Source organism: Paenibacillus sp. SC116 (assembly GCF_024733555.1).
Lineage (GTDB): Bacteria > Bacillota > Bacilli > Paenibacillales > Paenibacillaceae > Paenibacillus_B.
Genome location: NZ_JANIOF010000001.1, coordinates 1,372,575 through 1,391,139 on the forward strand (window position 1 = coordinate 1,372,575; position 18,565 = coordinate 1,391,139).

The 18,565-nt window shown below is 40.1% G+C and carries 14 protein-coding genes; 5 read left to right on the forward strand and 9 right to left on the reverse strand.

Features of this window, described 5'->3' with window-relative positions:
- Positions 1–293: 293 nt before the first annotated feature.
- Positions 294–1,697, forward strand: a complete 1,404-nt coding sequence (nhaC, locus tag NQ117_RS06000) for a Na+/H+ antiporter NhaC (RefSeq protein ID WP_258277071.1) — start codon at positions 294–296, stop codon at positions 1,695–1,697.
- A gap of 144 nt (positions 1,698–1,841) precedes the next feature.
- Here nhaC and NQ117_RS06005 read toward each other — a convergent pair whose 3' ends face one another.
- Positions 1,842–2,555 carry a TerC family protein gene (locus NQ117_RS06005; protein ID WP_258277072.1) on the reverse strand — a complete coding sequence of 238 codons (714 nt, stop codon included), beginning with the start codon at positions 2,553–2,555 and terminating at the stop codon, positions 1,842–1,844.
- A gap of 397 nt (positions 2,556–2,952) precedes the next feature.
- Here NQ117_RS06005 and msrA point away from each other — a divergent pair, with 397 nt between their 5' ends.
- The gene (msrA, locus tag NQ117_RS06010; protein WP_258277073.1) at positions 2,953–3,927 is read left to right on the forward strand and encodes a peptide-methionine (S)-S-oxide reductase MsrA; all 975 of its coding nucleotides are present in this window, start codon (positions 2,953–2,955) and stop codon (positions 3,925–3,927) included.
- A 144-nt stretch (positions 3,928–4,071) separates the two neighbouring features.
- Here the strand turns inward: msrA and NQ117_RS06015 are convergent, their stop codons facing one another.
- Complete coding sequence (locus NQ117_RS06015; protein ID WP_258277074.1) at positions 4,072–4,314, reverse strand: acyl carrier protein; 243 nt, start codon at positions 4,312–4,314, stop codon at positions 4,072–4,074.
- A gap of 35 nt (positions 4,315–4,349) precedes the next feature.
- On the reverse strand, positions 4,350–5,342 hold the full coding sequence (locus tag NQ117_RS06020) for a hypothetical protein (RefSeq protein WP_258277075.1): 993 nt from the start codon (positions 5,340–5,342) through the stop codon (positions 4,350–4,352).
- 716 nt (positions 5,343–6,058) lie between these two features.
- On the opposite strand from NQ117_RS06020, the gene NQ117_RS06025 reads away from it, so the two are divergent.
- Positions 6,059–6,958, forward strand: coding sequence for a glycosyltransferase (locus NQ117_RS06025; RefSeq protein WP_258277076.1), 900 nt, complete (start codon positions 6,059–6,061; stop codon positions 6,956–6,958).
- A 73-nt stretch (positions 6,959–7,031) separates the two neighbouring features.
- Here NQ117_RS06025 and NQ117_RS06030 read toward each other — a convergent pair whose 3' ends face one another.
- On the reverse strand, positions 7,032–8,078 hold the full coding sequence (locus NQ117_RS06030; protein ID WP_258277077.1) for an SGNH/GDSL hydrolase family protein: 1,047 nt from the start codon (positions 8,076–8,078) through the stop codon (positions 7,032–7,034).
- 234 nt (positions 8,079–8,312) lie between these two features.
- Between NQ117_RS06030 and NQ117_RS06035 the strand changes: the two genes are divergently transcribed.
- A complete protein-coding gene (locus tag NQ117_RS06035) occupies positions 8,313–9,941 on the forward strand; it encodes a glycoside hydrolase family 9 protein (RefSeq protein ID WP_258277078.1) in 1,629 nt (542 codons plus the stop codon).
- Positions 9,942–10,022: 81 nt separating this feature from the next.
- On the opposite strand, the gene NQ117_RS06040 is transcribed toward NQ117_RS06035, so the two are convergent.
- Both NQ117_RS06040 and NQ117_RS06045 read right to left on the reverse strand, forming a co-directional pair.
- Positions 10,023–11,540 (reverse strand): discoidin domain-containing protein, encoded by a 1,518-nt coding sequence (locus tag NQ117_RS06040; protein ID WP_258277079.1) that lies wholly within the window; start codon positions 11,538–11,540, stop codon positions 10,023–10,025.
- A gap of 420 nt (positions 11,541–11,960) precedes the next feature.
- A complete protein-coding gene (locus NQ117_RS06045) occupies positions 11,961–12,527 on the reverse strand; it encodes a hypothetical protein (protein WP_258277080.1) in 567 nt (188 codons plus the stop codon).
- A gap of 315 nt (positions 12,528–12,842) precedes the next feature.
- Between NQ117_RS06045 and NQ117_RS06050 the strand changes: the two genes are divergently transcribed.
- A complete protein-coding gene (locus NQ117_RS06050) occupies positions 12,843–13,700 on the forward strand; it encodes a DegV family protein (RefSeq protein WP_258277081.1) in 858 nt (285 codons plus the stop codon).
- Positions 13,701–13,798: 98 nt separating this feature from the next.
- On the opposite strand, the gene NQ117_RS06055 is transcribed toward NQ117_RS06050, so the two are convergent.
- The 3 genes from NQ117_RS06055 to NQ117_RS06065 form a co-directional block, all read right to left on the reverse strand.
- On the reverse strand, positions 13,799–14,389 hold the full coding sequence (locus tag NQ117_RS06055; protein ID WP_258277082.1) for a GNAT family N-acetyltransferase: 591 nt from the start codon (positions 14,387–14,389) through the stop codon (positions 13,799–13,801).
- Between the two features lie 77 nt (positions 14,390–14,466).
- Positions 14,467–16,611: a penicillin-binding transpeptidase domain-containing protein gene (locus NQ117_RS06060; protein WP_258277083.1), complete on the reverse strand. Its 2,145-nt coding sequence runs from the start codon at positions 16,609–16,611 to the stop codon at positions 14,467–14,469.
- A gap of 192 nt (positions 16,612–16,803) precedes the next feature.
- A complete protein-coding gene (locus NQ117_RS06065; RefSeq protein ID WP_258277084.1) occupies positions 16,804–18,552 on the reverse strand; it encodes a cache domain-containing sensor histidine kinase in 1,749 nt (582 codons plus the stop codon).
- Positions 18,553–18,565 lie beyond the last annotated feature (13 nt).

The following is an 18,565-nucleotide window of genomic DNA, read 5'->3' on the forward strand; positions in this document are numbered from 1 at the left end:
AATTAGATGTCGTCTATGAATTAGAAATAATAAATATGTAATTATTATTATGTTTATTAAACATATCATTTAGAAGTAATTCATAAAACCTTCCTTGTCCGTATATGGATTTGGAAGGTTTTTTATTACGATTCGCATTTTTACCTATTTTTTCTATTGACGAATTATAGAAAGAGAAGTAAATTAAATTATATATTCAATTACTTTAACACATAAAAGCGTGTAAGCGTGCAAGTGAAAAAGCAATGTCTTATCATGAATATAGAACATCATCTAGATTAGGAGAATACATCATGAATCAAAATCACACAGAACAACCTCACCCGTCTTCATTGTCTTGGCAACAAGGAGCTGCCATCTTTGTCCTTGTCCTTGGGTGGCTGCTGTATGCCATACTCGGCTTGCAAGCTCAACCACATATGCCTTTGTTGATTGCAGCGATCGGTACAGCGGTTGCTTTGAAATTATGCGGCCAGAACTGGACGCTGATTGAACAATCCGCTGTACGCGGCTTGAAAGACTCTATTCAACCTGTCATGTTGTTATCCCTGATTGGGATTCTTATTGGGGCATGGATGATGAGCGGAACTGTCCCAGCGATGCTTGTATATGGCACAAGCTTATTTTTACCAGAATGGTTTGCTTTAAGTGCTATGCTATTGACTGTAGTTGTGTCCATGAGCATCGGCAGTTCGATTACAACGGTAGCTACGTTCGGAGTCGCGATTATTGCAATTGCTGAAGCTATGGGTGCAAATTCCGCTCTAGTAGCAGGTGCTGTTGTCTCAGGTGCTTGCTTCGGTGACAAAATGTCCCCATTATCAGATACGACGAACTTTGCAGCAGCCGTTTCACGAGTTAGCATTACGAGTCATATTCGCAATATGACCAAAACTACAATACCTGCTTTCATTATTACAATTATCGCTTTTGCCATACTCGGACATAACACGGCGAATGATATGAGTTCCATTACTGCAATGAAAAATGAACTGCAACAAGTATTCCATATTCATCCGTTAAATTTACTTCCATTAGTTGTCGTTCTTATTGCATCTTTGAAGCGAATACCTATATTGTTAACGATGCTTATCGGAATTGGAACAGCTTTACTTGTAACAGGCTTTATTCAAGGAAATTGGGACGTATCCATGTGGATGCAGACGATGCAAAGTGGATTGAAAGTTAACTTTAACCTTGAAACGCTTGCTCCCGTCATTAATCGCGGAGGAATCGATTCCATGATGTGGTCCATCTCTTTGATCGGTATTGCCTTTGTGTTCGGTGGACTACTTCAGCACGGTGGGGTCATTCGCTCTTGGATTGAGCCGTTAATGACTCGCATTAAACGTAAACAAACGATGGTGGTAACAACGGGATTGAGTTCCATTGGTGTTAACTTTATGACTGGTGAACAATACATGTCCATTCTTATACCGGGACAAATGTTCCAAGAACAATATGAACAGCGACGCATCCCTCGTCTAACGCTATCACGTACATTAGAGGATTGCGGTACGCTAGTAAATCCGTTAGTTCCATGGGGCGTTAGCGGTGCAATGATGACTAGCGCAATCGGTATGGATGTACTCACTTACGCACCATTCGCATTATTCCTTTGGATATCTCCATTATGTACATTTGCGTTTGCACTTATTCCAGGCTTGAACCGTCGTACCCTTCATGAAACAGAATAGTAAAAATGACTGTAAACCCTTTACTCGTTTGAGTAGAGGGTTTATTTATTGTCCACGAACTTCATTTCTACGCACTGCATATCATAATGAATCGCATAAAAAAAGGCTGAGGCAGGTATTTACCCGCTCAGCCTTGTGTATATTTTAGTTAGCACGCTTATGTGCAGCTGTTTCAGCCGATTGAGCAGCTTTCTTAGCAGCACGACTGCGTTTAATAAGAAGACCAGTAGCTACTACAATGACAACTACAAGTGCTTCGAATCCCCATTTAACAGCAGGATTTACGAAGTATGGCTTCAAGAAGCCTTCGCCAACGAACATTTTGGATGCTGTAAAGGCAAGAATTGCAGCACCGATTGTAATAACAACTGGGAAACGATCAATTAACTTAATAACAAGCGTACTTCCCCAAACAACGATTGGAACAGAAATCAAAAGGCCGATAATAACTAGCATATTGTCATGGTTTGCAGCACCTGCAACCGCGATAACATTGTCGATACCCATTGCAGCATCTGCGATAATAATTGTACGAATAGCGCCCATTAATGTAGTAGCCGCTTTGACTTCTTCATGTCCTTTGTCCTCAAGCATTAACTTAAGAGCGATCCAGAGAAGAAGCAAACCACCTACGATCATTAACCCTGGAATATTGAGCAATTGAACAACGAAGATCGTTGCTACCGCACGAATTGCTACCGCTCCAAAAGTCCCCCAGAAAATAACCTTCTTCTGCTCTTCTTTCCTCAAGTTACGAGCAGCCATACCGATAACGAGTGCGTTATCACCTGCTAGGACAAGGTCCAGCAAAATAATACTAAGTAATGCCCCGAACCATTCCACTGAAAATAGTTCCATTGTAATCCCCCTCATTTGGTCGTTGTACCTTATATCGTTTGCATATAAAAGCGCCGTTACCCAAAAAAGTAACGGCGCACGTAAAAGAGACCTTTACCTTTTTTTTCGGCAAAGGTCTCGCAAACAACGAATTCGTTGCCAGCATAGCCGAGGTGCACGCCCGCGCAACCTGGAATGACGACTATACTGTAACAGCTACTCCCCTTATGGAGTTATGAAGTTGTATAAAATACCAACCGATACGTGCTTTAACGTGTAATAATAATATCATGGGTACACCATAAGTTCAAGAGTATTTTTACCGACTTTTCAACTTTATTGAGTTTGGTTGGGCAATTGCAATATCGGGTATGATTTGGTTATGATGATAACAAAATAACTTGGAGAGGTGATTGCTGTGAGTAACAATTCTGCCGCACCTAATTATGAAAAAGCAACGTTCGCTGGCGGCTGTTTCTGGTGCATGGTGACACCATTCGAACAGCTACCTGGCATACACGGGATCGTCTCTGGATATATTGGCGGTCATACTGATAATCCTACTTATCAAGAGGTATGCTCGGAAACGACGGGGCATGCTGAAGCTGTACAAATTACATACGATCCGCATGTTTTCCCATATCAAAAGCTGCTCGAGCTATTCTGGCAGCAAATCGACCCGACTGATGATGGCGGGCAATTTTATGATCGCGGACGCTCTTATCGGACAGCTATTTTTTATCACACTGAACAACAACATGAGTTAGCCGAGCATTCCAAGCAGCAGCTTGAGGCCAGCGGAAGATTCAGCAAACCTATCGCAACTGAGATTGTACCTGCTACATCCTTTTATGAGGCTGAAGAGTATCATCAAAACTACCATAAGAAGAACCCAGCTCATTATAAGCGATATCGCAAAGGCTCAGGACGCGATTCGTTTATTGCAGAGCATTGGGGAGTCCGTGATGAAGAGCGACTTCAATTGAGAGAAACATTAAATCCCATGCAATATCACGTAACGCAAAATAATGGCACTGAACCCCCCTACCAAAATGAATTCTGGGATCATGAAGAAGAAGGAATTTACGTAGATATCGTTTCTGGTGAACCATTATTTAGTTCCAAGGACAAATACGATTCAGGATGTGGCTGGCCAAGCTTTACAAAGCCGCTTCAACCTTTTAACGTTACAGAAGAACTCGATTTGACTCATGGTATGATCAGAACAGAGGTCCGCAGTCGTTTCGGAGATTCCCATCTTGGGCATGTGTTTGATGATGGCCCGACACCAGCAGGTCTTCGTTATTGCATAAACTCTGCATCATTACGCTTTATTCCCGCTTCAAGTCTGAAGGAAGAAGGCTATGAGCAATTCGAGGCTATGTTTGCTTAAGAAGTAAGTATCATTTTACTTGTATAACTCATTCTCACAAAATAAAATGAGCACCTTTCAATCCATATCCTGTATGGTTGAAAAGGTGCTCTTCATTAGGCTTAATAAAGCCATTCTCTCGGTTGTAGGTGAATCCAACATGTATTAGGCTGATTTTTTCTTAACAAATACCACGATATTATTGAATGTCGTTAGATCAGAAAATAAAAAATCTTCATCCGAAATTTTAAAATGATATTCTTGCGCGATTGCAGTCAGTATTTGCACATGAGTGATGGAATCAATGCCCCACAGCTCATCCAGAGGAGTATCCAACTCTTCCTCAGACATCACGACGCTGTATGATTTAAATATTTCACGAATTCTCGATTCTACTGTTGTTTCCATATTATCACCCCAATAATATTTGATAGGATTTCTATTTATTTTGCAGCTGCTAGAGTAAGCGACCACATTCCTTTTTCCATTTCAAGTAGTTCTTTCGCTTTAGCATGGATCAGGTTCAAATTCAACTGCTTATCGTCTGAAAGCGTTTTGTTGATGAAAATTTGTTTGATAGCTTTCCAGCCTTGCTGAATACGCTTGTTGTCCCGACTCATTTCTTTGCCTAATGCTTCATCAATCTGACCTAGTTCTACTAATGATTGAATCAAATATCTGTTACCGAGATGGCGATTTTCAATAATATTTATGCCAATAAGAGAAATACTAATATAATCATCAAACTGATCGGTTTCTGGGATATTCCACAATCCATCTAACGAAAATAGAGACAGCTCTTCCACTAATCGTTCTGCATTGCGCCTTACATCTTGAATCGACAGCTTATATGGCTCAATCTCATCACTGAATTGATAAGTAAAAGCATGTGGCTCTCCACTGGCTGGAGTTGTCACCGCTGTAGAATTCATAAACGAGCGAATGAGCCTTTCCTCCGGTACTTCATGCGTACGATAGCCTTCAATATCATCGTCTAAGACAGCATACATATTCGTTTCAGGGTTATATCCATTAATGATGGAATAATGACTCATATGAAACTTTTCCCACGCGATATTTTTAGGCAGCCAATAAAATAAGTCAACATGGATTTTAACGAGCTGTTTCTTTTCCAAAATAATTTCTTTAAGTTCTTCAACAAAATGATCCATATCTTTAAAAAATATTGGCTCTTCTTTTACAATGACTTTGCTTAATATGTAATTATCCCAGTTCGTACTGTAATCCAACACCTCGATGGTAGGCGTCATAAACGTACAATCAATTGCTGCCCCCCATGTTTTATAGGAATAGTCATTCATATACGAGGCATATTTGTAGCTTGGTTCCAATTGATTGGCAATCGTGTAGTGGGAGTTCAAAATGCAATTCATCCAAAAATCATTGTACGGTGTTAACGGAATGGAATACTGCATAAACGAGCACCTCTTTCCCTATAATCGAATGATTGGCGAAGTGTTGTCAGTCATCAAGTCTATAAAAGATAGATAAACTTGTAATCATGGCTTGCAGGATGTGGGCAGTATCTTAGTTGAGTAAATAAAATGATTCGAAGCAAATAGTGTGACATTGCATGAGGAAATATCTACGATGTAGTGTAAAAGAATAACGCGTCTGATAATAAATGCATTTCTAGAAAAAAAGCATGTTATAAAAATACGTATATATACATAAATGTTCATTTGATAGATAAACACCAAAGTACACATAAACAGCCAAGTCAGTTTCCTTTTAATTCCCTATTAAGCACGTGACTCAAGTGAGATGTAGTCTGAGAATTACTTTCCGAAAGTATTCAGATTTCCTAAATTCAACCTAAAGATACACCAATTAATTGTAAATATTATTGATTCTCTTAATTAGATTGTTTATACTTCTAAATAAATCATCAAAAGCAAGAAAATATTTCTAATAAGTTGCTATATCTAGAAGAATACTGCTAACTATATCTTCTGTCAATTGTTATAGCGCTTGAACTTTGGAGTTTATTTTCCATCTGCTTTACATATTGTTTCATAACTACTATCCTATTACTTCTTTAGTTTACACAGAAATGATAGTAACTGAAATGGCTTTTCGATTAATTGTTTATTCACATTTTATACATATATAAATGAGTGGAGGGCTTTTAATGGAACACATCTATTCAGCTTCAGTTATCATTCCTACCTACAATCGTATTAACAATTTGAAACGCTCATTGGATTCTTTAGTAGAGCAACAGCTTCCTAAAGAAGAATTTGAAGTTCTTATTTGTGACGATGGATCGAGTGAAGATACGCTAGGATTAGTAAAGCAGTACAATAACGTATTGAACATAAAGTACTTTTTTCAAGAAGATAAAGGTTTCAGAGCTGCCGCAGCACGCAACCTAGGTATTAGCAATGCTGAAGGCAACATATGCATTTTCATTGATAATGGCATTATCCTACACAAAGATGCTATTCAAGAACATATCAAAGCCCACCAAGAAAGCAGCAAGGCAAGTGCTGTGCTGGGATACGTTTACGGTTATGATATGGCAACTAGCAATCATGAGGAAATACGAGGTGTTGTCGAACAGAATTCTATAGATGGTGCAATAGATACATTGCGCAACATGAAGATTCTTGATATTCGAGAAAAGATCTATGTTGAGTTCGGTGATGATCTCGAAACTTGGCCTGCCCCATTTGTTGTATTCTGGACATGCAATGTTTCTGTGCCTCAGAAAACACTGCTCGAGATTGGGATGTTTGACGAAAGCTACATCACTTGGGGTGGAGAGGATATCGACTTGGGCCTAGCTCTTTTGCAGCACGGAGTTAGTATTAAACTAGCGAGAAGTTCGATGAGTATTCATTTCCCACATGAGAAAGAGCACGACTGGGAAATCGATGAAGATAAAGGCATGTTCGAACTGAATCAAAAGAAAGAATATTTGATCAGCAAATACTCTTCTCCAGAGCTGAAACGTTGGATGGAAATAAACGATATTGATAAACTCAATCGAGTATTACTAGCTGAACGAAACAACATGTTAGCTAAATAGATTTATGAATGGTTTAATAGACAGTTAAAGGGGGATGCACTTGGCATCCTCCTTATTGTTGTTTGGCACCATTTTACCAGTCCATTATTTGCTTAATCTCATGAATAAGCTGGTCTGCCATTTTAGCATGTGTAATCGTAGTTGGATGCCCCTCTTCACCAAGACCATCCCGCTGCGTATCTATTAAATCAAAAATAAGTGAGTACGTATCCAAGTCGCCGGCGGCACGCAGTTGCTCACAAGCCTGTACAACATAATCTTTAAGCGGCCGTTGCTGAAAAGGACCAAGTGTCATTAGAATTTTCGCCTGAGGATAATTGCCGCGTATTCGTGTTACAAATTCACAGTAGCTTGTGACGAATTCTTGTTGATCAATGGCAAAGTTATTATCGTTTGTACCTAGATTAATAACAACGAGATCCGGAGTCCAGTTCGAAAATTCCCATCTAGATTCAGGTAGGATTGGATTTAGCCTTTCATATTGCACTGGCATCGTGTTATCTCGATCATTGTCATAATTAACAACCAAACCGATACCAGAAACAGCTATCGTGTAATGTTCAGCTTCAAGTTCAAGTGCGGCGATCGTACCAAAAGCTAGTTGGTTATTTTCATTCTCTGGTTTCGTAAGATCCTCTTCCCGACCTTCATTACCTGAACCACAACTTATTGAATCGCCGATAATTTCTATTCTTCGTGTTAATCGTGCCGGCGGATCCAAAAAAGTTCCACCGTCAGAAAGTGTGAAGCCCATAAACTGAATACTTCCAAACATACCCTCCGTCCGTTTATACACTTCAATAGTATGTACATCTTCACTAAGATCTGTAGCCAGCGTGTATACCGATACCCCTGCATCAATGTACAGTTTGTACGGCTTACCGCCATCAATGCTCACATTAACCCATGAGTGATCCCGATGCTTCACCGTCATATACATCGTAAGGGAAGAACCTTTAAATCGAGCTGCTATCGAACTTCCTGGCCAAGATAGAATAGGCCCACCATCATCTGACCAATCCATTCTCCCCACATAACGTACACTGTGTTGTATATCAAATTGAGCGCTTTTTAATTGCTCATCGCTCGGCCGTACTATTGGCTGCCAGTACTTGTTCATTATGTCCACTCCTTAAGCAGTCGTTAGCATCATCGTCAGACAGACGCTATAACGACTGTTCATCTCTATTGTTGCTATGTATACTAGCTAGCACATACGATACTAGCAACAAACAAATGGAAGATATACGTAAATATTGTAACATACAAGAAGCAGAGAAAAGGTATTTTAAGCTATACTAAAATTAGTTTTCTTCAATTACTTGGAAAGTGAAGTAGAAAGGAGCCTCATTCCATGAATCGAAGTACCATTCGTGCTATTACTGTTAACCAGATCGGTTATCCTCTCGACAGCAATAAACAAGCTATTTTTACCATGGAGGGGACATTTCATGTTGTGGAAGAAAGCAGTGGAGAAATTGTTTTTACAGGGCAAACAAGTCCGTTGAAAAATGATGAGCCTAGCGGTCACATTGTGGCTTTTGGTGATTTTAGTAATGTGAATGATGCTGGGAGGTACCATATCCACCATGAAATGGAAAATGTGATTTCTGCCACTTTTACTATCCACGAACGTCCCTATACCGAACTTCATCACGGACTGCTAAAAGCGTTCTATTATTTCCGCTGCGGACAAGATCTTGCGCCAGAATTCGCTGGTCCTTGGCATCATAATGCTTGTCACCTAACAAAGGGATTCGTTTATGACAACCCAGAACAATTATTGGATTGTTCTGGAGGTTGGCATGATGCTGGAGACTACGGAAAATATGTAGTTCCTGGGGCGAAAGCTGTCGCAGATCTCCTGCTTGCTTATGAGTTGTATCCAAGCGCTTTTAATCGTCCAACCCCTATTCCTGAAACAGATGGAATCGTCCCTGATGTACTGCATGAATGCCGTTGGGAGCTAGACTGGATGCTTAATATGCAAGACCCATCCGGAGGAGTGTTTCACAAACTTACTACACATCAGTTCCCTCCTCTTACCACGCTGCCTGAAGATGATTTAGATCCACTCCTCTTTTCCCCCATTTCATCAACAGCAACTGGTTGTTTTGCTGCGGTAATGGCGAAAGCTGCGCGAATCTATCAACCTTTTGACACTGATTTTGCACAAAAATGCGAACAAGCGGCCATTCATGCATGGCACTGGTTAGTTAATCATCCTGATGTCGTTGCATTCCACAATCCGCCTGATATAGGCACAGGCGATTACAGTGATCTACAAGATATAGACGATCGTTATTGGGCTGCTTGTGAATTGTACGCTACAACGCATGACCCTATTTATCACCATGCACTTTTGACGATTAGTAAAGAACCGTTTCATAAATTTGGACTATGCTGGTCAAATATAGGTGGATACGGCAGTTTAACCTATCTTCTTAGCGATTCCATGCAAAAGGCTCCCGAACTATACGATCAGTTGTTAAACGGCCTTCGAAATGAAGCCGACTATATGCTTTGGAAAAGCACAACAGACGGGTATGGCATTTCGCTGCTTAAAGATGAGTATATTTGGGGCAGCAACAAAGTTGTGATGAATAACGCCATGTTGTTATTAATAGCCTATCGCTTCTTTAAAGACAGCCGATATGAAGCAGCCGCATTGAATCATGTTCACTATTTATTAGGGCGGAATTCTTTGGATATTAGCTTTGTAACAGGTTTTGGGGATCATTCTGTCCAACATCCGCATTATCGTCCAAGTATTGCAGACGACATCAAGGACCCTGTGCCTGGGCTTGTTTGTGGCGGACCTAATGCTGGTTTACATGATGACATTTCAAAGGACCTCCTTCAAGGTCTGCCTCCGGCTCAATGCTTTATAGACCATGAAGACAGCTATGCCACCAATGAAGTAGCTGTCTATTGGAATTCTCCCGCTTTATTTGTACTCTCTCATTGGGAACAACAACAATAGGGAAAGAGATGCTCCGTCATTCAGACCATCGTTACATAGCTGAATGACGGAAGTTAGTTTTCTTTCTTTTTCTTAAGCGAATTAAACTTCGCATAACGACCTGCTTGCTACTTTTTGACCATACACATTAACATTCCATATTGAAAAACCATAGATGGTTTCCCTTACTAACATGAGTATACGAACATATCTCCCCTCTCCATTACAAACAATAACTTCTTCGCTTACTTCCACCTCCTCTTCTCCTTCTCTTCTCTCTTTCGCTCGTGTACTTATCGTTAACCATGTTTCATTATCATCCGATACTTGTATTTCATACTTCGTTGCAAAAGAATATTCCCACTGAATAACAACATGTGAAACGGTTACTTTCGCTTCTAAATCAATACACAACCACTGTGGTGCCGAAAATTCGCTGCTCCATCGTGTCGAACTATTTCCATTTACCACATGACTGGCTGGAAAGGTCATACCGTCAAAACCTGGTTCAACAGATGAGGCTGACACTGATTTATTCAGGGCCCAATCTATCCCTAATAAGTTAGGCTCTGTTCTCACTACTATCTCCGCTTGCAATTGCGATACGTTTCCGAAAATATCTTTTGCTCGAACTACAATATGATAATCTGTATCTGGCTTTAAGTTTTGGAACTTAAATCTCGTTACCTTTGTTTTATGAATCATGTCATTTATTGCAATCTCAAATGCGATGACGTGATCATCCAGCATCGATGCTTCCCATTCAATAGCAACGCTATCACTTGTGACTGCCGTCGCTCTTAATTGAGATGGACCATTTACTAATTGTTCGGGTTTGTTCCATAATGAAGCCTCAGCATCCTTAACTACTTCTTTTTTCAAAGCAAGTAATGTTAATCGCTCATATTCGCGTAACCAATCCAATCTTTCAATCAAATCATCGATTTGGATGGACTGTTTTATAATATGGATTTGTGCTTCTTTTTTTATAACTACATTTTTAAGGGATTCCGCCAGATCGGAGCAGTAATGTAACATATCTGACACATAAGGGGGGACTTGAAGAAGTTTCACATAACAGGAGAACATGTATCTTGAGCCGCAGAGTACAACAAATAGTTGCAATAGAGTTTGAAAAATTTCTTTCCTCACTTCCATCGTTGCATAAGGCAGTTGATTGATCATCTCTACGGCTTTATCAAACGATTTAGAACTTCCATTTTCCCGCATAATTTGCTGTATCGCTCGATCAAGGAATAATTGTTTCGATTCAGGCGAGAAATCGATGTCTTGTACATGCATAGAGAAGAGTGGATACTCCAATTGACTAACTACATTCAGCACAAATTCTGAATCGTAAGTTTCACCAGCAACATGTCGAATATCATTTAATACAGCATGTCCCTGATTCTCAAACTGCTCTATCATCATATAATGCGTAGATTCTCCATCCATAAAATGAAGTTCAGGAAAGTACTTCGGCTTTAGTCCAGCGAACACGACATGTCCCTCTCTCAGATTCATTTCGATAAATTGCACAGCTTCTCTAGTGGATGAGCCCTCAAAATCAGTGAACTTCACGCCTATTTGCAAAAGGTCATCATCATTTAGACACTTCATATTAAAAAGCCAAAACCCCTTCTTCTCTTCTAACAATTCTTTATATATGTTATCCGAGCATTCATAGGAATTATAAAAAAGATGTTCTGCTTGATGACCACAATTAAGCAATAAATGAGCAACTGAAATCCTGTAACAATTGAGATGACTTCTACGATAGAACAAATAATGATTCATACCATCACCCTCTTCTCGATCTTTATCATTCCGTATGATGAATTATCAATAAGCAACATTGAACAACATGAGTCATATAATTTCATTATATTTATAATAATGAAATTGTTTATCAGATCTTGTTGTCGAATTTTCAGTTATTGCGCAAATAAAAATCCCCACTTTATTCATCACCTTATGAGAGCATGATTGTTCTCAAGTGACTGCCTAAAGAGGGGATTCTATATCTTTTATCTTTATTGATTATTTTTCAGCTGCAATGGCAGCTGCTTGTTTAAATAATGCAATAACCATAACTGTAATTATGACATACATGAATGACATCGGCTGACCGAGCGCCGTAAATATCGAAGGCGAGACAATGGAAAAAGCTAACATAATCACCGTACCAAATAAGTTAACTGCCCCATAGAACAATCCACGCCGCTTAGCTGTATCAGCTAATTTTGATAAAGACTTGCTATTCGCCCACTCACGCACACCCGATGTAAGTAGCCAAATTAAATAAATATTTGTTGCCAAAATAGCGATACTTTGAACAATCGCAGACCATAGCCATAACTGCTCACCCATTAATCCCCCAAAAAATGGTCCAATTAACTCGTAACCAGTAAGTACGATTACGACAGGCATAAACCGCTTTGCACGATAAAAAGACGGGGCTGTTTGTTGCAGTTCTGTCAAAGATTTAAGTACTAACAGCATTCCAAAAACATCTGGAAGGATATCCAATACCCCCCACATCCGAATATCGATTAAGAAGACTAGCCCCCATAATATCCTTTTAAATGCTCGTTGTTCATGGTTCATACGCCAACCGACTCCCTTGTTGAAATAATCTCCTGTTGTCACTTTCATTTCTAATTACAATAGAATACCGTTACATCCTATAATACTGCATACGTGAATCAGTATACCGCTGATTAAGCAGTCAAGCAACGAACAATAGAGTTTTATCATCCATCTAGCAAACGTCCATATACAATAAGTCTCTTTCTTCCATAATTAGGGTTGATAATTAAGCGTGAATGAAATAATGAATTGAAGTATAATAGAAACGATGTCTTTATGAGAGAATTCATTATATAATAGATAGATTGTCAGATTGCTGCAGGAGGTTAAACAATGGCATCGATCAAAATATTTTCTGATAGTACATGCGACCTACCACCATCGCTAATTGAACAACATGATATCGGGATTGTCCCCCTTTATGTGACATTCGGTGATCAAGCGTTCCAAGATGGTGTGGACATGGATCCTGCCAAGCTTTATGAAATGGTAGATAAGGGTGGCCAGCTGCCTAAAACGGCTGCACCATCTCCAGGTGACTTTGTCGCAAAGTTCGAACCGTTCGTTAAAGCTGGACAACATATCATCTATATTGGCCTTTCTACAGAGCTTTCTTCGACCATTCAAAATGCGATCATCGCATCACAAATACTTGAAGAGCATCCTGGCCATATTCATGTTATTGATTCCATGAATTTATCAACAGGGATTGGTATTCAAGTACTGCGTGCCGCACGCATGGCTGAAGCTGGAAACAGCATAGAAGATATCGTCACACACATACAAGAAATGAGAAAGCATATCGAAACAGAATTCATTATCGATACGCTCGACTATTTGCACAAGGGCGGCAGATGCAGCAGCTTGCAGAACATCATCGGTACACTACTGCGTATTCGACCAGTTATTAAAGTTGTAGATGGAAAAATGATTGCAGCGAGCAAAGTTCGCGGTAAACGCGAAAAAGCACTGGAGCAGCTTCAAAGCAATCCATTAAATTTGAAAAATCAAATGGATAATGACACGATATTCGTTACTCATTCCTATTCAGATGATGATGCAGCCTATGTTGTAGAGCAGCTTAAGCTGCTCACGGGAGCTAAACATGTGTATACTTCGTATACAGGTTGTGTAATTTCAAGCCATTGCGGACCAAATACCATCGGTATCGTATTCGCAACAAATAGCTAGAACATTTACTACACATACGAATTCACAAAAAGGGAAGATAAACGGCAGCTATCGTCGTTCATCTTCCCTTTCTTCCTTAGATGGCAGCAAATAAGCGCCTATGTTACTTGCGGGTTCCAAGCTGCCAATTCCCTAAATGCTTGATTCCGTTCATCGTGAATAAACTCTTGACGCAATATCCCCATAGCGATGAAGTCTAGATACATTCCATCTCGATATATTCGTTCTCTCAAACGACCTTCTTCTGTAAATCCACATCGTTTATAACATCGGTATGCGCGTTCATTGTTGCTGATCACATCAAGCTGCAAACGATGCAAGCCTAATTGATCAAAGGCAAATACCATCAACAAACGCAGCGCTTCCTCTCCATAACCAGCGCCATGATAGGCTTTATTACCAATAACGATGCCAAAAGTACCCGTTCGATTTTTCCAATCTACTTGTAGATCAACTTGTCCCATATACGCCTCTGAATCCAGCTCAGCAATAACGAAAGCGTACTCCTTGTGGGAAGCTTTCATTCTCATCTCTACAAAAGATTCTGTCATATTCAGTGACTGGGGTGCTTGAAAAAGATCATCAAGTCCAGAGGTGACAGTTCCATCATTCACCCATTTTCGAATTTCTTCAATATCTTCCTTACGATATTCTCTTAATCGGATTCTCTGTCCTAAAATATGCGGCATAGCAACCCCCTCCGTCTCGATATGTAAGAAAATGATATAAAGATAGTAAGAGGTATTGTAACAACTCTCCATCAGTGTCAATCAGAATCTGATGGGTTTACGACTTCTGTTCGTGGTGCCAGTTTTAACATTACTTCAGTTGGCTCGCCTTCTGATGAAATTTTTGTCTGCTCCGTGACGTACCCTTCCCCTTCAACACGCACTTTAATACCGAGGAAAGAACTAATTGCAAGTGCATCACGAAGCGCCAATCCCTCAAACACAGGAGTCGGAATGTTTTCAGGCTTGTCTGTCAACATATATACCGTCGATCCTTTAGAAAGGGCTGTTTGTGCCGACGGATATTGTTTCAAAACTTTGTCCCCTTGTCCGAATCTACGAATCTTCATGTCTTCTGCTTGAATGGCTTTTACAGCCTCTGCTATTGGCTTTGAAGTAACATCAGGCATTTTGCGCTGCAATCTAAGTTCAGCTTTAGCTTTCTCTTCAGAGGAAGGCACTACACCGCTTAATCGTAAGCTTCGCTCCATAGTAGACTTGAATACAGGCATGGCAACTTGACTCGCGAGCGTATAGTCCCCACCCAATTGCGGATTATCCGCAAAAATACCAATGACATACTTAGGATCTTCAACAGGTGCGTATCCTATAAATGAAACCAGCCATGTAGTTTCTGAGTATCCGCCGCCACTTTTGGATCTTTGGGCCGTACCTGTCTTCCCAGCTACTCGAATACCAGGTATTTGAGCAGTCTGCCCAGTTCCATCAAGTACTACCTCTTCTAATATCTCAGAAACTTGTTTCGCAGATGAAACAGAAATGACTCGCCTGCGCTCATCCTTATGCTTATTGCTATCACTAGGTGGAGTATCACCTTTAATCAATTGAGGTGTCATCCATTCACCACCATTGGCAACGGCTGCATAGGCAGACGTCATTTGAAGTCCATTAACAACTACGCCACCTTGACCAAAGGTCGTTGTTGCAAATTCTACAGGTCGGTTATACCTTACAAAACCCGCTACATCGCCTAATTCAACTCCCGTATTTCCATTCATGCCAAAAGCATCGGCATAGCTCATAAACACATCTTCTCCAAGAGACTGGCCCATTTTAATGAAACCAACGTTACTAGATTTCTTAACTCCTGTTAAATAGTCTATCTTGCCCCAGCCACCTCGTTTGACATCACGAAGTGTTTCACCTCCGACTATAATTTCACCAGATAGAAACTTGTCGGTAGGATTAAATTTCTTCTCTTCTACAGCTGCGGCCAATGTAACGAGTTTAAACGTAGAACCCGGTTCAAAGCGAGAATAAAGCGCGTTATTTTTCATATCGCGTATCGGATCTGAATCCCAGTACGAATTCGGATTGAACGTCGGCGCGCTAGCCATTGCCAATATTTCCATTGTCTTTGGATCCATAACGTATCCAATTGCAAAATTAGGATTCCATGTCTGCATCATGTCTCGCATAGAGTCTTCTAATATTTTCTGAATATCAACATCTATCGTTAGCCGAACTTCCTGCCCATCTTTCGATGGAACAACTTCTCGCTTCGATTGCGGCAATGGATACCCCCGGAGATCACGCTGTCCTTTTATTGAACCGTCTTTTCCAGATAGTACGCTATTCAATCCAGCTTCAACGCCCATAATCGGTTTACCTTCTCGATCTAAAAATCCAAGAATATGTGCGGCCGTCTCATTATAGGGATAATAACGCTTCGTATCCCTCTGCAATCGTACACCGTACTCATAGAACACAATGTCTTGTCCTTCTATGCGAGACTGTCCAAATGTTTGATTGAACTCGTCTATCCTGTCATAAGGCAAGTTTCGTCCATGAGGATGTAATTCAACTTGCGTCTTCTTTTTATTAACGAGCTCCAGCACCCTAGATTCCGTTGTACCTAGCAGTCGTGATAATTCACGTGCCACATCAGCCTCACGTTTATTTTCTCTTACCATTGCAGGATGTAGAACTACATGATAGGATGCTGCACTTGCAGCTAGCACTTTTCCATTTCGGTCAACAATATCACCACGATGCGCCGGCATCTTGACCTCATAGGCCCATGTCTTATTATTATGCTGTTCATAAAATTCATAATTGACGACTTGAATCCAGAAAAGTCTGATAAGAATAACGGCAACACATAATATAAAAAAGCCGCCTAGAACGAGTGAACGTATACGAATCCGTTTATTATGCAGCATCGCCTATCACCATGCTCTTTCGTTTACATACGCATATTGCTTTGTGGTTGAGATGAATCCTGTACAATCGTACATGTAAGCAAAATAAACGCATCATACGAAGCAGCCCTCCATACAAATGATAAAATGATAAATAATGCGTACAGTCATTAAATAGGATAAGACATACACTTTTAACCCTGTGTACCTGCATTATCGTCTAACTGCTGGAATGGATATTTCAACAACGGTTCCCATTCCAATCCGGCTATAAATGTTAACTCCATATTGTTCTCCATAATGCAACCGTATACGCTGATGAACATTACGAATGCCATATCCCCCGTTCACATGATCTTGCGAATCAAATATATGACCAATGCGCTCTGCCGTCATTCCGACACCATCATCTATGATACGAATTTTGATATGGTCCTCCATACAACGAACCTCAATACGGACATGTATCCGATCCCCACACCATGCATGCTCAAATACATTTTCTAGGAACGGCTGTACAATAAGCTTTATCGTTTGATAAGGCCATATGTCGCTATCTATTAAAAATAGCACATCCATCCGTTCGCCAAATTTAATCTTCTGAATCTCGATATAAGCTTGTGCCTGTTCAAGTTCCGTGGCTAGGGGAATATTGGTTCTTCCATCATTCAAAGTTAAACGATAAAACTTAGCCAATTCCATTACCATTTGATGCAATCTTTCTGTATCCCCGAACTTGGCCAATCTACTAATAGAAGATAACGTATTATACAAAAAATGGGGATTAATCTGCGCCTGTAAAGACTCTAATTCAGCTTCTTTCTTCTGAAGTTGAGTTACATACACTTCTTTGATGAGATCCCCAATATTTTCTCCCATCTCATTAATAGCATTACCAATCTCAGAGAATTCATCTTTGTTGCGTAAATGGACTCGTTTATGGAGATCCCCTTCACGGAATGCATTTAATATGGTAATTAATTTATTCACTCGTAATGAAAAATGTCTAGAGATGAAAATAGCAGCGAACGTACAGACGATGAGGCAGGAAAGGCCCACCCATATCGTAAACATTCGAATACGCTTCGCATCTTGTTCTACAATTGTCGTTGGTATGGATGCTGTTAATACCCATCCACCGTCATCCAATGCTTCTTCAATCGTCATAAACGTCTCATCATTCACACGAGCGTGATCTGGGGCTGAACTAGCAGCTGAACGATAGACGGTATTCCCGTATCTATCCCTAACGGTTAATATACTCCCATCGCCAATTTTAGCGTAATCGACACTTTCAAATAAATCAGACAACTTAATACTGATTCTCACAAATCCGATTTCCTTCATATCTAAGGGCTGCTGAATATCAACAATTCTACGAAGCAATGAGATTCTTCCAAAGTCAGCATCAGATTGCACTTGTCTCCATGCCCATGTTCTACTGTACTGTTCAACAGGATGTTCTTGATACCATGATTGTTCTTTTATTCGGTTTAGATGAAAAATGTTATAGGTACGCCCACTTTCATCTGGCACTTCATTTATGAAGGTTTGATAATATATTTCTGGTAGTGTGTCATTATGAAAAAATAAAGACGCCCATATTTTCAAATTCGTTGAGGTAATGGCATTATGCAAAGTAGGTACGACAATCTTAATCGTTTTCTCATACGATTCCCATCCTTCTTCATAGTAACGAATCGCATCAGCTAAGTTATAATCATAATAAATAGTGGATGACACCCTAATTACATCGTTAATTCGATAATGAATATTATCCTTAATTTGCTGTAAAGTACCGTGAATAGTAGTCTGCGTCTGCTTCCTCACAGATTCAACATACATACTGTAGGATACGATTCCAATGACAATTAGAGGTACAATAATGAAAATGGCATACGTCACTAACAATTTATAACCAAACGGAAAATATCCTGTACGATGGCGCTGTAAAGCCTTCATCCTCTCCACATCC

Coding starts and splice junctions, on each gene's coding strand:
- nhaC (WP_258277071.1), top strand. CDS start 294: ATGAATCAAAATCACACAGAACAACCTCACCCGTCTTCATTGTCTTGG.
- NQ117_RS06005 (WP_258277072.1), bottom strand. CDS start 2,555: ATGGAACTATTTTCAGTGGAATGGTTCGGGGCATTACTTAGTATTATT.
- NQ117_RS06015 (WP_258277074.1), bottom strand. CDS start 4,314: ATGGAAACAACAGTAGAATCGAGAATTCGTGAAATATTTAAATCATAC.
- NQ117_RS06020 (WP_258277075.1), bottom strand. CDS start 5,342: ATGCAGTATTCCATTCCGTTAACACCGTACAATGATTTTTGGATGAAT.
- NQ117_RS06025 (WP_258277076.1), top strand. CDS start 6,059: ATGGAACACATCTATTCAGCTTCAGTTATCATTCCTACCTACAATCGT.
- NQ117_RS06030 (WP_258277077.1), bottom strand. CDS start 8,078: ATGAACAAGTACTGGCAGCCAATAGTACGGCCGAGCGATGAGCAATTA.
- NQ117_RS06035 (WP_258277078.1), top strand. CDS start 8,313: ATGAATCGAAGTACCATTCGTGCTATTACTGTTAACCAGATCGGTTAT.
- NQ117_RS06040 (WP_258277079.1), bottom strand. CDS start 11,540: ATGAAGTGTCTAAATGATGATGACCTTTTGCAAATAGGCGTGAAGTTC.
- NQ117_RS06045 (WP_258277080.1), bottom strand. CDS start 12,527: ATGAACCATGAACAACGAGCATTTAAAAGGATATTATGGGGGCTAGTC.
- NQ117_RS06050 (WP_258277081.1), top strand. CDS start 12,843: ATGGCATCGATCAAAATATTTTCTGATAGTACATGCGACCTACCACCA.
- NQ117_RS06055 (WP_258277082.1), bottom strand. CDS start 14,389: ATGCCGCATATTTTAGGACAGAGAATCCGATTAAGAGAATATCGTAAG.
- NQ117_RS06060 (WP_258277083.1), bottom strand. CDS start 16,611: ATGCTGCATAATAAACGGATTCGTATACGTTCACTCGTTCTAGGCGGC.
- NQ117_RS06065 (WP_258277084.1), bottom strand. CDS start 18,552: ATGAAGGCTTTACAGCGCCATCGTACAGGATATTTTCCGTTTGGTTAT.